Raw genomic sequence first — 16226 nt, 5'->3', positions numbered from 1 at the left:
GGCTTGGGCCGTGCGGCGGAGCCGGTGTGCCGGTGCGTGCCGATGCGTGGCGGCTGTGGTGGGGTGGGGGTCTGAGACACGGTACGACCGACCGCCGACCCGGGGGCCGCGCTCATGCTCACCACGATCACGATCGCCGTCATGGCCGCCGCGCTCGCCGCCGGCCTGTTCGCCAACCACCTGCGGCGCCGGCGCCACGCGGCTGCCGGGACGGACGAGGAGGAGCCCTCGATCAGTGATCTGATCAGTCCTCTGGAAACCCTGGCGGTGCTGCTGGTGGCCTTCGTGATCGTCGTGGCGGCGGAGTCGTACGGCTCGGCCGAAGCGGCGGCCGGGGCCGAAGCGCACCGGGTGGACCAGCTGTACGAGGTGGCCGACTACGCCCCCGAGCCCCAGCGGGAGCGACTGCAGGGCGCGGCCGTCTGCTACGCCCGCGCGATCACGGTCTACGAGTGGCCCGCGATGATGGACACGGGGAGGAAGGCTCCCGAGGCGTCGGTGTGGTCCACCGACTTCCGGACGCACTTCAAGGAGCTCGCCCGGAAGGACGACAGCACCTTCGAGCTCCTGGTGCAGGCGGACGACGAGCGCTCCGTCGCCCGCCAGGACCGGCTCTCCGAGGCCACTCCGGCGATCCCGGGCATCGTCTACTGGTTCATGGTGATCTCGCTGGCCGCCACGGTCGGAGCCTTCGCGTTCGGGCTGCCGCGCGGGCGCGGGGCCTCGCACTTCGTCCTGCTCTTCGTCCTCGCCGGGCTGCTCACGGGATCCCTGCTCCTCATCGAGGACATCGACAAGCCCTTCTCCGGGCAGATCCTGATCTCCGGCGACGCCATGGCCGACGCGGCGGCCGACATCGCGGAGGACTTCGCCGGCGACCACCCGGGCCACCCGCTGCCCTGTGACGCGAACGGCATCCGCACGCGGGACTCGTCGTAGTCCCGCTCCCCGGACTTCTCGGGGAGCCGGCGCACCGAGGCGGGCACCAAGGGCGACCTGCCGTCCGGCCGGGCGTTGCGTGCCACGAAGGCGTCGAAGACGCGGCTGCTGGCTTCCGTGAGTGCGAACAGCGGTCCGTGGAAGTCGCCGGGCTGACGACCACTGGGATCATGAGTGGTGATGCCGGTGCCGTGACTCGATCGCGCATCCGAGGGCGGTGGCGGAGTCGACGCTGGTCAGCGCCGGCGCGCGGTCAGCTGGCCCTGGGCGTAGGGGTCGGCCTCGGGGGCGTAGGGCCCGCCGTGGCCGGCGAGGAGGCCGGTGATGCGATGCCATTCCGCCAGCGCCGCCCGCGTGGATGGGTCGGCTTCAGCCGCACTGCCGACGGAGTCCATGACGCGCGCCAGCGCGGCCGCTGCCTGATGGTGGGTCATGCCCTCGGCTTCGGCCCGTACCCGGTTGCGGGCCTCGACCTCACCCGGCGACGGCTCGTGCGGTTCAAGCTCCGCCTCGACAACGGTCTCGGTTTCGTCCGACATGGCCCCCCTTCCGTTTCCCGTGGACGCCCCTACCCCGCGGACGGTCCGGCAAGCGCCCCGCTTCAGCGCCCGTGCACAGGTTCGCCCCGCACCGGAGCCCCTGTGCGGCAACCGCGGCAAGGTCTGGGCGCCCGCCCACCGAGCTCCGGGGGCGGAAGCCGGGGACCGGCCGGACAATGGGCGGGAACGCTCGCTGCCGGCCCGCCCGCCCCGGGCAACCGCAGGTATGCGGTCCTGGCCGGCCTGAGGAGGTCGAGCCCATGAAGCGCAACGTGTACGTCTCCGCGGCCGCGGCCGTGGTCCTGCTCGCCTGCGGCCCCGCGGCCGCCGCCGTCGCGGCGCCCGCCGACGCGGTACGGACGGCTCCAGCGGCCGCCGCCGCGCCCCTGGCCGACACCACGGCCGAGGGGGCCGCCGCCGCGGCCCTGAAGGACTACCCCGGGGTGATCGAGTCCCTCGACCGCGAAGCCAACGTCTGGCACGCGGACGTGATCACCAAGGACGGCAAGGGCCACGCCGAGCTGAAGGTCGACGCGGCGACCGGCAAGGTGACCCGGGAGAACGTCGACACCGACCAGGACGAAGGCGAGCACAAGGACCTGCTGGCCGCCAAGGTCACCGCCGAGCAGGCCCTCAAGGCCGCCGTCGCGGCCCACCCGGGCGAGGCGTGGGGCGTCGAGTGGAACTCCGACGACGACAACGGCAAGGCGGCGTCCTGGCACGTCGAGGTGAAGGGCTCCGACGGCAAGACCTGGGACGGCGCCGTGGACGCCACGACCGGCAAGGTAACCGCCCGGTCCGACTCGGACGACGACTACGACAACGGCTGACCCCCGGCGTGACAGGAGCCGCGCCCGGGCCGGGCCGCGGCTCCTGTTACGTGTGTCCGGCAGCGTCGCCTCAGGAGTGGGTTGCCGTTGGCGGCGAAGGTGAAGCAGCGGTCGTGGGTCTCTACCTGCGCCGTCCCGGCAGATCCGCCCCGGTTCTACCGGCTGTCGCCGCCCGGCTCCGGCAGCCGCGCAGCATGCCGGCCGGCGGCGGGCCGCCAGGGCGGCCCGAGGCCCGGAGCGGGCGCCTGCTGAGGGGGAGGAGACGCTCACGACCGGGCCCGGCGGCCGGAAGGCCGCTCACCTGGCCGGCCGCTCTTCCAGCGTAGCCGCGCCGCCCGGCCAGGGCGGCATCGGAGGCGGCCGCCCCGTCGTTTCAGGGGCGTCCGGACGGCGGCTTCCCGGCGTCATCGCCGGTCCGCCCGTGCGGGGAGTGCTTCCCCGGCGGACGGAAGCAGGCCGTGATCGTCTTGCCGCCGTGGAAGGCGTGGGCGTCCCACCGGTCGGCGAGGGCGTCGACGATGGCGAGGCCCCGGCCCGAGGTGGTCCGGGTGGAAGCCGGCCCGGGGGCCGGTATCCGCGGGTCGTCGTCCGCCACGCTGACGTGCACACAGCTGCCGTCCCAGGTCAGTACGAGGTGGGCACTGCTCCGGGCGTGCACGTGGGCGTTGGTGACCAACTCGGAGACCGTGAGCAGGACGGAGTGCACCGTGTCGGGGGCGTCCGCGGCCCACGGCAGGGCGTTCAGATGGGACAGACACCACCGGCGGGCCTCCCGGACCCCCCGGTGGACGGGAAACGACCGGGCCCAGCCCACCGCTCGAACCGCCACGGCCTTCCACCCTCCAGTCGACGGGACCGGTACCTCTTCGGCCTGTTCGTCGTCTTCGCGTGTTTCCGCCGGGCTCCGGACGAAACCCCCGAACCGGCGGCCGACCGCTCCCCCCGCGGACGTTTCAGGTGCAGACCGGCGCCGGCGGGGCAGGGGCGGAATGACCTGGCAGGCCCGAGACGGAACACGCGTACGACCACCTCGTACTGGCCCCCGGCAGCATCACCCGCACCTTCGACATCCCCGGCCTCACCGAGCACGCCCGCGGCATGAAGACCCTGGCTGGAGCCGCGTACCTGCGCGACCACGTCATCTCCCAGCTCGACCTGGCCGACGCGAGCGAGGACGAGGCGGAACGGGCCGCAGGCCTGTGCTTCATGGTGGTCGGCGGCGGTTACGCCGGCACGGAGACGGCCGCCTGCCTCCAGCGGCTCACTGGTCGGCGCTGCGCACCAACGTCGCCAAGACCCGCGTCCTGACCAACTGGCTGCTCAACGCGATGGCCGGCGACGACTTCGTCAGGACGGGGGCCCAGCCCGCCGAACCTGCGGCAGTTCGAGTGCACGGACACCTACCCGTCCGCCGATCAGGTGAGGGCCCGCACCGCGGCACTGCGCGCAGCCGGCCGGCGGACGGCGGGATAGGACCTCCCGGCCCCCGCAAGGGCACCGCGCAGGATGAGGACGCCCCAGCCGGGCAGGAGCGCACCGTGGCAGCGAACACTCTCCGCACGCACCGGAGCACCCCGGCGAACCGGTTCCTCACCTCCGTCAAACGGCTTCGGCAGGCCCTGCGCGACACCGCGGCCCGGCTCTGGCACGACAACGTCGCCGACCACGCCGCGGCCCTCACCTACTACGCGGTCCTGGCGCTCGTACCCGCCCTCCTCGTCTCGGTCTCACTGGCCGGACTGGCGGATGACGGCACCCGGGAGCGCCTGATCGTCGATCTCACCTCCTACGCCCCTCCCCAGTCGGCGCAGGTGCTCCGGGAGGCGCTGTACGGCCTCACCGCGCAGCCGTCCTCCCTGTGGATCCTGCTCTGCGGCGGCATCATGAGCGCGCTCTGGTCGGCCTCCAGCTACCTGGCGGTGTTCCGGCGCGCGCTCCACGCGATGCACCGGCTGCCGGACACGCGCCCGCCCCTGCGCGCGGCACACGTCCTCCTCCTCACGGCCGCCGCCCTGCTGGCGCTGCTGGTGGCCGGTGCGGGGAGCCTCGTCGTGACCGGACCCGTGGTCCGCCGGCTCGCGGCGGCCGCCGGCCACGCGGGCAGCGACACGATGACACTCCTGCGGTGGCCGGTGCTCCTGCTGGTCGTCTCGTCCCTGATCCTCATCCTCTACCGGACCGGCCCCCGCGAGGCCCGCGGAACGCGCCGGTGCCTTCCGGGCGGTGCGCTGGCGGCCGTGCTGTGGCTCTGCGCCTCCGGCCTGTTCACCCTCTATGCCGAATCCGGCACGTACAACAGGCTCTACGGTTCCCTGGCCGGCGCCGTGGTGTTCCTGGTGTGGCTGTGGGTCGCCAACCTCGCACTGCTGACGGGAGCGCAGTTCAACGCGGTGCTCGTCCGGCGGGGGAGCAGGCGCGGGTAGCGGGCGGGGCGGGGCCGGTGCGTCAGACCCCCGGCGGCTCCGGGTGCCCGGAGCGGATCTCCGGCTCCAGCCCCTGGGCGGGCGACGTACGGCGCCGCCCGACATCCGCCCGCCAGGCCTCGAAGGCCAGGGTGGTCGCCGTCACCACCGCCAGACCGAGCAACCAGCCCCCGACCACGTCGCTCACCCAGTGCACGCCGAGCGCCACCCTGGTGTAACCCACGCCCACCACCGACACCGCCGCGAGCACCCACGCCAGGGGACGCAGCCGCCGCGGCACCAGCGGCAGCAGCGCCAGCAGCAGCACGGCACAGGACGTGGTGGCCGTCATGGCGTGCCCGGAAGGGAAGGAGAACCCCGGCGCGTGGGCGACCGGGTCGGACAGGTGCGGCCGCGCCCGCGCCACCACCTCCTTCACCAGGAGGCCGAGCAGGCCCCCCGCCGTCGCGGTGACGGCCGCCCACAGCGCCAGCCGCCGCGCACCCCGTAGGAGCAGCCACACCACCAGCACCGCCACCAGCAGCCGCAGCGTCACCGGATCCCAGACCACGTCCGTCAGGGCGCCGAGCACCCGCACCCACGCGGGATGCTCCAGAGCGGCGGCGTGCAGCCGCTCGGCCGTCCCCCGGTCCAGCCGGGCCAGCGGCGGCCACCGCGATTCGACCAGCAACAGGGCGAGGGCGAACGGCACGGACACCAGGGCGGTGGCCGCCACCGTCGTCAGCAGCCGCGCGCCGAACCGCGCGTCGGGGCCCGGGAGACCGGAGACGAGCCGGCCGGACAGACGCCGGACACGGGTCGGGATTCGTGCCATGGCCGTGGTGCTTCCTTTCCTCGTTCCTCGCGCTCAGACGCCGGGATCCGCCATGACCGGCTGCCTCACCCCCGCCCGTACGGCTTCCAGCTGGGCGGCGAAGGCGAGCCCCAGGAACAGGGCCATCGAGGTCAGGTACGACCACAGGAGCAACGCCACGAACGCGCTGAGGGGGCCGTACACGGTGGCGAAGGAGCCGCTGACCCCCACGTACAGGCTCAGGCCCCACGTCGCCAGCAGCCACAGCACCAGGTACACCGACGCCCCGAAGGCGAGCCAGGTGTAGCCGGGCTGGGTGCGGCGGGGCGAGAGGCGGAAGACGGCGCTGGTGGCGAGCAGCGCCAGCAGCACCCCCGACGGCCAGCGCAGCATGTCCCAGGCGTGGATGGTCCCCGCGTCGAGGTGGTACACCTCGGCCACGGCACGGTTCAGGTGGGTGCCGAGCACGGTGACCGCGAAGCTCAGCCCGAGGGGCAGACCTGCCAGCACCGCCATGACCAGTCCGCGGCCGTACTTCCGCAGGAACGGCCGGTCGCGTTCCGTCCCGTAGATGCGGTTGGCGCCCCGCTCCACCTGGCAGAGGGCGGTGGTGACGTTCACGACGGAGAACAGCAGACCGAGCCAGAGCGCGAGCCGGCTCCCGTCCCCGGGCCGGAGCCGGCTCTGCGCCAGCGCGTCGCCCACCACCTGCTGGCTCGGCCCGCTCGCCAGCCCGCGGATCGTCAGTTCCGCGACCCGGCCGATGCCCTCGGTGTGCAGCGCGCCGGACAGCCCGACGAGGGCGATGGCCAGCGGGACGATCGACAGCACCGTCTGCAGGGCCAGCGCCCTGGAGTGGCTGAAGCCGTCGGCGTACCGGAACCGGATGAAGGAGTCCCGTACGAGGATCCAGCCGCCGTAGCGCCGCAGCGCGGCCACCGCTTCCTCGGCGGACAGTTCCTCGCCCTCCACCTCCGCCTCGGCCGCCACCACCTCCCCGCGCTGCGGCACCCGTGTCGCCGTTCCCACGACCGTCACCCCCTGCCGAAGTCGTGTGCCGGACCGCCGGATCCGGCCGCCTCGGCCCGTGCCGCGTCCACCGCCGCACGCGTCCGCTCCTGCTCCTGCTCCCGCTCCTGCTCCCGCTCCCGATGCGCGCGCGGCGGCAGCCAGATCCGCAGCCCGCCCGGCTCCACCTCGGCGGTCAGCCGCCTGCCGCGGCCGAAGACGTCGCCGTCGAGCTGCCGCTGCTGGGGCAGGGCGAAGCGGATGCCGACGCGTTCGGCGCTGAAGTACTCCAGCGCCCCGCCGGCCACCGTGCCGTGCGCGCCGCCGCGGTCGCCCGGGGACCGGCCGGGCAGCATGCGCGCCCCGAGGTGGGCCACCGCGGCGATCCAGCCGCGGGCACCGCGCGGATCCAGCAGCACCACCTCCAGCCGGCCGCTGTCGGGCCGCGCTTCGGGCAGCAACGGCAGTCCGCCCTGCAGAGTGCCGACGTTGCCGATGACGACCATCCGGGCGCGGCGCTCCAGCGCCGGGCCCCCGTCCAGCCGGATCGACAGGCGCATCCGGGGGTCGCCGAGGTGGCGAACGGCGGCCAGGGCGTACGCGGCCCAGCCGAGGCGCTCCTTCACCCGCTCGGAGGCGTCGCCGACCATGGCGGCGTCGAAGCCGGCGCCCGCCATGACCGTGAACCGGGTGGACTCCAGCCCGTCACCCCCGACCCGGGCCGTGTCGATCCGCGCGGTCCCACCGGACAGGGCCGCCTCCAGAGCGGCGGCCGGATCGGCGGGCAGCCGCAGGTTGCGCGCCAGCAGGTTGCCGGTGCCGCAGGGGACGACCGCGAGCGGGATGCCGGTGCCGGCCAGCACGCCGGCGCAGGCCCGTACGGTGCCGTCGCCGCCGCAGACCACGACGAGGCCGGTGTCCTCCGCGCCGATCCGGCCCGCCAGGCCGCCCGCGGCGTCCTGCGCGGAAGTCTCCGTCCACACCTGGTCGGCGTAACCGTGGCGGAGCAGCACCTCCCGCACCTGCCCGGCCAGTTCCACCCCGCAGCCGTGCGGGTGGCGCACCACCACGGCCCGCCGGGGTGCCGCCCCGGCGCCGCGGGCGGCACGCGCGGTACGGGCGGTACGGGCGGCCGGAAGCGGGACCGGCAGCAGCAGCGCGTGCGCCATGACGAGCAGTACGCAGGCGCCGTTGAGCAGGCCCGCCACCACGTCGGAGGGGTGGTGCATGCCCCGGTAGAGCCGGGAGAAGGACACGGCCAGCGGAATCAGCAGAAGCCCCGCGACCACGGCGTGGGCCGCCCACCGCCGGGGCCCGCGCAGGCGGAGCACCGCGAGGACCGCGAGGCCGCCGAAGAGGGCCACGGACGCTCCGACGTGCCCGGAGGGGAAGCTGGAGGTCGGCGGCGCGGGGTCCAGGCGGGGCACGTCCGGACGCGAGCGCTCCACGACCATGGTGACCAGCAGGAAGACCGCGGCCTGCGCCGCGACCGCCCCGCCCAGGAACAGCGCCTCCCGAAGCCACCGCCCCCGCGAGAACGCCAGCACGGCGACGACGGCGAGGGCGGTGAGCGCGATGACGCTCCGGGTGCCGGCCAGCAGGGACAGCCACTCGGTGAAGAAGTCGACGGGACCCTCGCGGTGCGCGGCCAGGCTCCGGTTGACGCCGTCTTCGGCCGCCACGGGCCAGCGGCCGGCGAGCGGGCCGGTGACCATCAGGCCGATACCGGCCATCAGAGCCGCCTGCACCGGCAGCAACAGCAGTACGGAAGGTCCGCCGGGTGCCACGGCGGTGCCGCGTTCAGGTCTCATTGAGGCCGTGTAACCCGCCACGGCCCGCTCATGCGCGCCGTTCACGGCACACGGCCGGCCCGGCTGTCTCGACCGGGGTGACACTGCCGGGGACCTGCGGGTGGCGGTCAAGGCGCGAACCGTCGAGGAGGTCACGGATCCCGTCCTGGCCGCGGTCGTTAGGCTCGCCGGCATGGAAGCCCGTACCCCACCCGTCCTGTTCCTGTCCGCACCCCGAACCTCCACCGGCGAACTCCTCGCCCGGGCAGCGGCCTGGCGCGGCTACGAGGTGACCGACCGGGTGGCGAACACCGAAGGGCGCAGGGTGCACTGGTACGGCGGTCCCCGTGCGGCCGCACGGCTTGCCGGCCCGCTGGGCCTCGGGCTGCTCGAACCGGCCGACGACTGGCTGACGCGCGTACCGGACCCCCTCCTGCGGCGCCGCGTACGGCTCACCACCCTCACCGAGGCCCGCACGCTGCGGGAACGGGCCTTCGTGAAGCCGCCGTCGGCCAAGATCGACGTACTGCCCGCCGCTGTCCACGAGGACGGGACCAGCCTGCCCGGCGGGCTCGACGGCTCCACGCCGGTCCTGGTGAGCGGCGTGGTGGAGTTCGCCGCGGAGTACCGGCTGTTCGTCCTCGACGGCGAGGCCGTCACGGGGAGCCGCTACGCCGTCCGCGGACGCCTCGACCCGGCGCCGCTGGACGCCGAGAGCCGCGCCTTCGGCCGTACGGTCCTCGACGCCACGGCCGCCGGCCTGCCCAGCGCGGTGTGCCTGGACATCGGCCGGCTCGCGGTCGGCGGCTGGGCGGTGGTCGAGGCGAACATGGCATGGTTCGCCAACTGTTACGCCGCCGAACCGGAACGCGTCCTCGACACAGTGCTCCGCGCCGCCGGCCCGATGGCCGCGGTCACGGGCCGCGACCGGCCGCACCTGATGCCCGGAGCCCTGCTGCGAACGGCGGAGGTGGGGTAGCCGAAGTCCGGGAAGGGCGGCGCGCTCCCGGCCGGAACCCGGGCGCGCTCCGCCCGCGGGAGGGGCGTCGGCCGTCCGGTACACACGGCACCCGGGTCCCGGGGCCCCGCGTACGCCGCCCGGAACCGGCCCCGGCCTCAGCCTTTGGAACAGCAGACTTCTGCTGGACAGCGTGCCGGTCGCGGTCACGGAACCCGACTGGCTCGAAGCCGCCCAGGACGCGGCCGGGCTCATCGAGGCCGCGGGCGCCCGCGCGACAGTGCTGTGCGACTGGTGCCACCGCGCCGTCAACCGGGACGCGGACCCCGTCGACCCCGCCCCGTGCGGCGGGCCGTGGCCTCCCGGGACCTGCCGGGCAAGTCACCCACCGGTGTGGACCGTGCACCTGGGCTCGGCGGAACCGGAACAGGTCTACCGCAAGCGCATCGACCCGGATGCCTGGGCGGAACAGGAGCGCAGCAGGCGCGAGGCGGCCCGCGCGAAGAAGGGCCGCCGCGGACCCGGCAGGCCGATCCGGCCTGATCCGGCCTGATCCGAAGGACACGGCCTAAGGGCCGCTTCCGGCGGGCAGAGCGTGATCATGACAGAAATGGCCACGCACACCCCCGCCCCGCCCCGCCGCCACCCCTTACGCCAGCTGCTGGCCGCCTCCGTCGGCAACGCCGTGGAGTGGTACGACTGGTACGCGTACACCTTCCTCGCCACCCACATCGCACGACAGGTCTTCCCGCCCGGCGCGGGCAACTCCCTCGTCCCGTTGCTCTCCGCCTTCGCCGTCTTCGCAGTCGGCTTCTTCATGCGCCCGGTCGGCGGGCTCCTGATGGGCGCGGTCGCCGACCGGCGGGGCCGGCGCACCGCGCTGACCGTCACCATCCTGCTCATGGGCGGCAGCAGCCTGCTGGTCGGCCTCACACCCACGTACGCGGCCGTCGGCGTGCTCTCCCCGGTCGTCCTCGTCACCGCGCGGCTGCTCCAGGGCCTTTCCGTCGGCGGCGAGTTCGCCGCGTCGACCACCTTCCTCGTGGAGTCCGCCGGGCCCGGCCGCCGGGGCCTCTTCTCGTCGTTCCAGTACGTCTCCACCTCCATCGGCCAGCTCGCCGCCTCCGGCCTGGCCGCGCTGCTCGTGGCCGTGCTCCCCGAGGACGCCATGAACGGCTGGGGCTGGCGGGTGCCCTTCCTGCTCGGCGCCGTCCTCAGCCTCGCGGGATTCTGGATCCGGCGCGGCGCCGAGGAGACCCTTGCCGCGCAGCCCGCCGCGGACCCCCGCCCCGGGCTCTTCGACGCGCTCCGGCACCACCCCCGCGCCTCGCTGCTGATCGCCGGCATCACGGCCGGCGGCACCCTCGCGTATTACACGTGGACCTCGTACCTGCCGACGTACGCCGAGCTCGAAACCGGCATCGGCAAGCGTGACGCGCTGCTGGCCGGCACGCTGTCCCTGGCGTTCTTCGCCCTGCTGCAGCCGGTCGGCGGCCTGCTGTCCGACCGTTTCGGACGCAAGCCGTCCCTGCTGTTCTTCGGGCTCGGATTCGCCCTGCTCGTCGTACCGCTGCTGCGCTCCCTGGACGGCTCGTTCCTCTCCCTGCTGCTCGTCCAGTGCGCCGGAATGGTGCTGCTCACCGGGTTCACCTCGGTCTCGGCGGCCGTGAACGCGGAGGTCTTCCCGGCCCGGGTAAGGGCGGCCGGCATCGGCTTCCCGTACTCGCTGACGGTCGCGCTCTTCGGCGGCACGGCCCCGTACATCGGCACGCTGCTGCAAGAACTGGGCAGGCCGGAGCTGTTCCCCTGGTACGTCGCCGTACTGTGCCTGTGCTCCTCGGTGGTGTACCTGCGGCTTCCGGAGAGCGCCCACGGGCCCCTCGACCGCTGACGGCCGGAGACGTCCAGCGGAATCCGGCCGCGTGTTCCCGTGCCCACGAGCGGAACGTGCGGGCCGGCACGCCGGTGACCTCTTCCACGGTGGAGGTGGTCACGTCCGAGCGCGGTCGCGTTCCGGCGGTGGCTACGCGCCACGGCCGCCCGGTACGCGGCGGACCCCGGCCCGGCTGACGGCGGCTCACGGTGCCGCGGGCTCCGGCCGGGCCCGGGCTACCGGCCGTCAACGGCGGTGCCCGGGGCCGAACGCCGTGTGAATAGGGTGAGCCCATGTCTGTCACATTGAGCTCCACGAAAGCCGCTGCCGCCCTCCGGCGTTCGGCACGGGTGTCCGCCGAGTTGCTGGTGGTCCTGGTCATGGCGGCGGCGGTGCTGTGGGTTCTGGGCAGGATGTGGTCGGTCATCTGGCCGCTCATCGTGGCCCTGCTCCTCACCACCCTGACCTGGCCCCTGGCCGCCTTCCTGCGTCGGCGGGGGTGGCCGCCCGCTCTGGCCGCCTCCGTGGTGACCGTGCTCTTCCTCCTGGCGGCAGGCGGCATCGTGGCGCTCATCGCGGTTCCCGTGGCCTCCCAGTCGGGGGAACTGGTCGACGGGGTGGCCGAGGGCATCCAGCGGCTGCGCGAGTGGGCTGCCGGGCCGCCGCTGAACATCGGCAACGACCAGATCACCGGCGCCTTCGACGCCGCGGTGGCCCGGCTCCAGAACAGCGTCGGCAGCGCGGTCTCCACCGTCGCCACGGGAGTGAGCACCATCTTCAACGGCCTGGTCACCGCCGTGCTGTCGGTCTTCCTGATGTTCTTCTTCCTCAAGGACGGCCCCCGCTTCCTGCCGTGGCTCACCCGCCAGCTCCCCGGCCGGCTCGCCACCGACGTTCCGGAGGTGGCCGGGCGCGGCTGGCAGACCCTGGGCTCGTTCGTCCGGTCCCAGGCCTTCGTCGGCCTGCTGGACGCCGTGTTCATCGGCCTGGGCCTGTGGATCGTCGGCGTACCCCTGGTGCTGCCGCTGGCGGTCCTGACCTTCGTCTCCGCGTTCGTGCCGATCGTGGGCGCCCTGTTCGCCGGTCTGGTGGCGGTGCTCATCGCGCTGGTGTCGAACGGCCTGACGGACGCGCTGATCGTGCTGGCGATCATCGTCGTGGTGCAGCAGCTGGAGGGCAACGTGTTCCAGCCCATGATCCAGAGCCGCGGTCTCGGTCTGCACGCGGCGGTCGTCCTGCTGGCTGTCACGCTGGGCGGCAACCTGGCCGGCGTCGTGGGCAGCTTGCTGGCCGTACCGGCCGCCGCCCTGGTCGCCGTCGTCTGGAACTACCTGCGCGACCAGCTCGGCGAACCGCCGCACGATCCGGCGGCCGCCGAAGAGCTGCCCACCGCCCCCGCCCCCTCATAGGACCGCTCCGCCGAAGGGTCCGCCGGGGGTGCCGGGGCGCAGTGTGGCCGGCGCCGTGCACCTCGACGCCCTCGGGCGCGGCGAGGGCATCCGGGCGTTCGCCCTCCACCGGACGGGCAACTCGCCGATCCGGTCCTCGGGCAGTTCCTCAAGGTGGTCCGCCCCGCTCCGGTCGCGGCCGGTGGTCACGGGTCGTCAGGTCCGTGCAGCCTCAGCGGCATGCTCCTGGACGTGGTCCCGGGACTTCGGGTGATCCGGGTCGTCGGTGGGGGCGGCGGCGCGCAGCGCCGCTTCGACCCGGCGGTTGCTTGTCATGGTCGCGGTGACGGCGGTCATGGTGAGCAGGAGGCCCGCGGCGGTGTAGAGCGGGGTGCGCACGTCGTAGGCGGTGGCCAGCCAGCCGCCGAGGAAGGCGCCGAACGGGGCGGCGCACATGGCGAGCATGCGGGAGGTGGAGGCGACCCGGCCCATCAGGTGGGCGGGGACGATCGCCTGCCTCAGGGAAGGGGCGAGCACCATCGTGGTACCCATGCCCGCGCCGCAGACGGCGAGCGCGAGGCCGGCGGCGTACGGGTTCGGGGCGGCGGCGAGGCCCAGGATGGCGAGTCCCTCGACTGCGGCGGTGCAGGTCAGCGCGGTGCCGGTGCCGAGCCGCCGGCCGAGGGGGGACGCGATGGCCGCGCCGAGCAGACCGCCGGTGGCCTCCGCCGCGAGGAGCAGGCCGAAGCCGATGGCGCCGCTGCCGAGACGGTCGTGCGCGAAGAGGGCCAGTACGGTCTCCACGGCGACGAAGGCGATGTTCCCGACCGCCGGGCGCAGCGCGAGCCCCAGCAGCAGCCGGTCCCGGAACACGTACGAGGCTCCGGCGCGCGCCTGCCGCAGCAGCGACTCACGGGCCTGCGGCACGGGCCGGGGTACGGAGGGCAGTGACCGTACGAGCAGTGCGCAGACCGCGAACGAGACCGCGTCGGCGAGCAGCGGAACGGCCCGCCCGAGCGCGAGCAGGGCACTGCCCGCGGGCGGCCCGACGAAGCCGGACGCCGCGGTCTGGGTGCCGCGCAGGCGGGAGTTGGCGCGTTCCAGGAGCGCGGGGTCGCGGCCGAGCAGATCGGGCAGGTAGGCCGTGGCGGCCGTGTCGAAGAAGAGCCCGCCGATGCCGAGGAGGAAGCCGACGGCCGCGAGCAGCGGAATGCTCAGCACGTCGAGCGCGGCGGCTGCCACCGGTACCGCGAGCAGCACCGCCCGCGCCGCGTCCGTGACCCACATCGTGCGCCGGCGGTCCCAGCGGTCCACCAGCGCACCGCCGAGCACCCCGAAGAGCAGCCACGGCAGCGTTCCGGCGGCCGTGACGACGGCGAGCGCCATCGGGTCCCGCGTCAACGTCAGCGCGATCAGCGGCAGCGCGGCGTGTGACACCCCGTCTCCGAGCGAGGAAACCGTCTGTGCGGTCCACAGCCGCCCGAACCCGGCCGGCATCCTGCGAGCGTCCGAGGTCACTTGGCGTCCTCCTCGGCCTGCTTGCCCGAAGCCGGGTGGAACAGCGCGAAGACGAGCGACGTGTCCGGCAGCGAGGGGTCGGACAGCGCGCGGTACTCGTCCGCCAGTGCCTCCAGCCGGGCCCCCAGCTCCGCGAACTGCTCGTCGGTGAGCCGCAGGTGCGCCATCCGCACGTGCCGCTCGGCCGCGGCCGGCGCCGCCTCCAGGTCCGCCACCGCGTGCCGCATCAGCACGTCCGGCCCTCCCTCGCCCGGATCCGGCAGCACGATGGACCGCGCGGCCATCGCGTAGTACCGCTCGGTGACCCCCCGCACCTTCCGGGTCCGCACCACCTTCACCAGCCCGGCCCGCTCCAGCAGCCGTACGTGGTAGCTGGAACTCCCCTTCGCGAGGCCCACCCGCTCGGCGATCTGCGTGATCGTCGCGGGCTCGAAGCGGAGCACGGCCATGATCCGGTGGCGCGTCAGATTGGAGACGGCGCGCAGCTGTTCGTCGGTGGTGACGTGAAAGGTCTCGGGAAGATCATCGGTAGGCATGGCTCAATGGTCAACGTTTCTTGACCATTGCGCAAGGGGTATCCGCCACGCGATCTCGGACGCCCGTGAGTGCCCGGGCGCCTGGATGCCGCGGGGACGGGCCGGTGGGTGGACGGGGCAAGGCCTCGAGTCCGGCCGCGACCGCATGGGTCCGGCCGGCGGACGAACCGCTCCACGAGCCCTGCGGGAGTTCCCGGTACGGGCACAGGGGGCGCTGCGAGGGGTGGACCGTCAGCGCTCCAGGTATACGGCGTTCCCGCTGCGCCGGGCCTCGTGCACCCTCCGGAGCCGCTCGAACTTGGCCGGCCCCATGACCGGCTCCCACTCCGTGAGCGTCCGCACCCGCAGCTCCGTGTGCTCTGCCGGGCCATTGCCGGACGTCGTCGTTGCGGACGGTCCTGAGCTGTACGGGGCGGCCGCGGGTGTCGGTGAAGTAGAGGCAGGCGTACGAAGAGGAGCGGGCGATGGTCTCGACGTACTTCTCGGGCGGCGATAGAGGCCGTCCGGCCCCTCGGCCGATTCCGGCTGGACAACCGGAGCAACTCCCACGCGCGACCAAGGCGTTAGGGGGTAGACAGCGCAGTGTTAGTGGCCGTGGCCAGCATGGACTCCTCCACAAGCCAGGTCCGTTTCGTTCTGCGACACGGGCCGGCTTCCGAAGAGAGGCACGGCCTTGAACCTGTTGTCCATGAAGGTGCCCCGGGCGGCCCTTGCCGTCCTGGTCGCGCTGCTGGGTCTGCTCCAGCTGACCACGGCCTCGCCCGCCCGCGCGACCACGACCCAAATATGGACCGTCATGTCCTGGGACATCACCAGCCTCCGGCAAGGAGGCCCCCTGGCGGCCCAGCGCTACGACGACATGCTGAGGGAGCTCCGCCATCTGGCGGGCTACACGGTCGACGCCGACCACGGCGGCGTCCTGGGCAGGACCGAGGCCGAAGTCGGCCGGTACATCGAGATTCGCGTCACGGACAACGGCGATCAGTTCCTCAGCCTGTTCTACCGCACGGACAACCTCTACCTGGACGGCTTCAGGCTCGCGGGTCGCAACTTCCGGTTCAGCGACGCCCAGCCCCAGCTGGTGAGGAACTTCGGGAGGGGCGACCAGCTCTTCACGACCATCTACTCGGGGAGCTATCAGAACGGCGGCCTCGACTCCGCCAACGCCCGCGCAAACACGGTGTACACCGGGCCGAACCTGCGCAACCAGTTCATGGGACTCACCGGGTTCAACTACAACACCCGTGACAACTACCGGCTGCACCTCGCGAACATAGTCCAGGCCACTTCGGAGGCGGCCCGTTTCGGATGGATCCAGAACCGCATCTCGAACACCATCAGGAACGGAGGGGAATCGGACGGATACGGCTGGCAGACGACTCTGGGATCGTTCGGAATCGCGTTGGAGAACCGGTGGGCCCCCTTGACCCGCCTGGCCTTCCAGACCAGGAACGGCGGTACCGGAAATCCGGTGAACGTCGACGGCCGGAGCTATGCGAGTCTGATCGACATGATGCGGGGAAATCCGCCCCAACGTCCGCGCATCTCCTACTTGCTGGGGCTGGGCAGCCAGGCAGGCCAGTAATGCTCCGGAAGCGCTGAGCCCCTTCCGGCCCGTCGGAGGGCGGCTC

Annotated in this window: 15 protein-coding genes and 1 pseudogene; 9 read left to right on the top strand and 7 right to left on the bottom strand. The window is 73.5% G+C overall.

Annotation, left to right across the window (positions count from 1 at the left end):
* The first annotated feature begins 114 nt into the window (after positions 1-114).
* Entirely contained in the window at positions 115-939 is an 825-nt protein-coding gene (locus ACZ518_RS35240; RefSeq protein ID WP_469117106.1) for a bestrophin-like domain, read from the top strand.
* Positions 940-1175: 236 nt separating this feature from the next.
* On the opposite strand, the gene ACZ518_RS35235 is transcribed toward ACZ518_RS35240, so the two are convergent.
* Positions 1176-1478 (bottom strand): hypothetical protein, encoded by a 303-nt coding sequence (locus tag ACZ518_RS35235; protein WP_469117105.1) that lies wholly within the window; start codon positions 1476-1478, stop codon positions 1176-1178.
* A gap of 260 nt (positions 1479-1738) precedes the next feature.
* On the opposite strand from ACZ518_RS35235, the gene ACZ518_RS35230 reads away from it, so the two are divergent.
* Positions 1739-2308, top strand: coding sequence for a PepSY domain-containing protein (locus ACZ518_RS35230; protein WP_469117104.1), 570 nt, complete (start codon positions 1739-1741; stop codon positions 2306-2308).
* Positions 2309-2681: 373 nt separating this feature from the next.
* Here the strand turns inward: ACZ518_RS35230 and ACZ518_RS35225 are convergent, their stop codons facing one another.
* Entirely contained in the window at positions 2682-3137 is a 456-nt protein-coding gene (locus ACZ518_RS35225) for an ATP-binding protein (protein ID WP_469117103.1), read from the bottom strand.
* Between the two features lie 182 nt (positions 3138-3319).
* On the opposite strand from ACZ518_RS35225, the pseudogene ACZ518_RS35220 reads away from it, so the two are divergent.
* A pseudogene (locus ACZ518_RS35220) lies at positions 3320-3574 on the top strand (FAD-dependent oxidoreductase); the annotation flags it as partial.
* A gap of 272 nt (positions 3575-3846) precedes the next feature.
* Entirely contained in the window at positions 3847-4731 is an 885-nt protein-coding gene (locus ACZ518_RS35215) for a YihY/virulence factor BrkB family protein (RefSeq protein WP_469117102.1), read from the top strand.
* Between the two features lie 22 nt (positions 4732-4753).
* Here the strand turns inward: ACZ518_RS35215 and ACZ518_RS35210 are convergent, their stop codons facing one another.
* From ACZ518_RS35210 to ACZ518_RS35200, 3 genes are read right to left on the bottom strand one after another with little or no spacing between them, the layout of a single operon-like run.
* On the bottom strand, positions 4754-5545 hold the full coding sequence (locus ACZ518_RS35210) for a phosphatase PAP2 family protein (protein ID WP_469117101.1): 792 nt from the start codon (positions 5543-5545) through the stop codon (positions 4754-4756).
* A gap of 33 nt (positions 5546-5578) precedes the next feature.
* Positions 5579-6553, bottom strand: a complete 975-nt coding sequence (locus ACZ518_RS35205) for a YihY/virulence factor BrkB family protein (RefSeq protein WP_469117100.1) — start codon at positions 6551-6553, stop codon at positions 5579-5581.
* A gap of 5 nt (positions 6554-6558) precedes the next feature.
* A complete protein-coding gene (locus ACZ518_RS35200) occupies positions 6559-8343 on the bottom strand; it encodes a bifunctional phosphatase PAP2/diacylglycerol kinase family protein (RefSeq protein WP_469117099.1) in 1785 nt (594 codons plus the stop codon).
* 172 nt (positions 8344-8515) lie between these two features.
* On the opposite strand from ACZ518_RS35200, the gene ACZ518_RS35195 reads away from it, so the two are divergent.
* The 4 genes from ACZ518_RS35195 to ACZ518_RS35180 all read left to right on the top strand — a co-directional run bounded on the left by ACZ518_RS35195 (position 8516) and on the right by ACZ518_RS35180 (position 12562).
* Positions 8516-9301 (top strand): ATP-grasp domain-containing protein, encoded by a 786-nt coding sequence (locus tag ACZ518_RS35195; RefSeq protein WP_469117098.1) that lies wholly within the window; start codon positions 8516-8518, stop codon positions 9299-9301.
* 172 nt (positions 9302-9473) lie between these two features.
* Positions 9474-9833 carry a hypothetical protein gene (locus ACZ518_RS35190; protein WP_469117097.1) on the top strand — a complete coding sequence of 120 codons (360 nt, stop codon included), beginning with the start codon at positions 9474-9476 and terminating at the stop codon, positions 9831-9833.
* A 48-nt stretch (positions 9834-9881) separates the two neighbouring features.
* Positions 9882-11171 carry an MFS transporter gene (locus tag ACZ518_RS35185; protein WP_469117096.1) on the top strand — a complete coding sequence of 430 codons (1290 nt, stop codon included), beginning with the start codon at positions 9882-9884 and terminating at the stop codon, positions 11169-11171.
* A gap of 275 nt (positions 11172-11446) precedes the next feature.
* Positions 11447-12562: an AI-2E family transporter gene (locus ACZ518_RS35180; RefSeq protein ID WP_469117095.1), complete on the top strand. Its 1116-nt coding sequence runs from the start codon at positions 11447-11449 to the stop codon at positions 12560-12562.
* Positions 12563-12757: 195 nt separating this feature from the next.
* Here ACZ518_RS35180 and ACZ518_RS35175 read toward each other — a convergent pair whose 3' ends face one another.
* Both ACZ518_RS35175 and ACZ518_RS35170 read right to left on the bottom strand, forming a co-directional pair.
* Positions 12758-14038: an MFS transporter gene (locus ACZ518_RS35175; RefSeq protein WP_469117180.1), complete on the bottom strand. Its 1281-nt coding sequence runs from the start codon at positions 14036-14038 to the stop codon at positions 12758-12760.
* Between the two features lie 17 nt (positions 14039-14055).
* Complete coding sequence (locus ACZ518_RS35170; RefSeq protein WP_469117094.1) at positions 14056-14595, bottom strand: ArsR/SmtB family transcription factor; 540 nt, start codon at positions 14593-14595, stop codon at positions 14056-14058.
* Positions 14596-15283: 688 nt separating this feature from the next.
* Between ACZ518_RS35170 and ACZ518_RS35165 the strand changes: the two genes are divergently transcribed.
* Positions 15284-16180 carry a ribosome-inactivating family protein gene (locus ACZ518_RS35165; RefSeq protein ID WP_469117093.1) on the top strand — a complete coding sequence of 299 codons (897 nt, stop codon included), beginning with the start codon at positions 15284-15286 and terminating at the stop codon, positions 16178-16180.
* Positions 16181-16226: the final 46 nt, after the last annotated feature.

It is taken from the genome of Streptomyces sp. NPDC033966, from assembly GCF_055575955.1.
The sequence above is the reverse complement of the archived record's forward strand: the minus strand, read 5'-3'. Positions and strand labels throughout refer to the sequence as shown.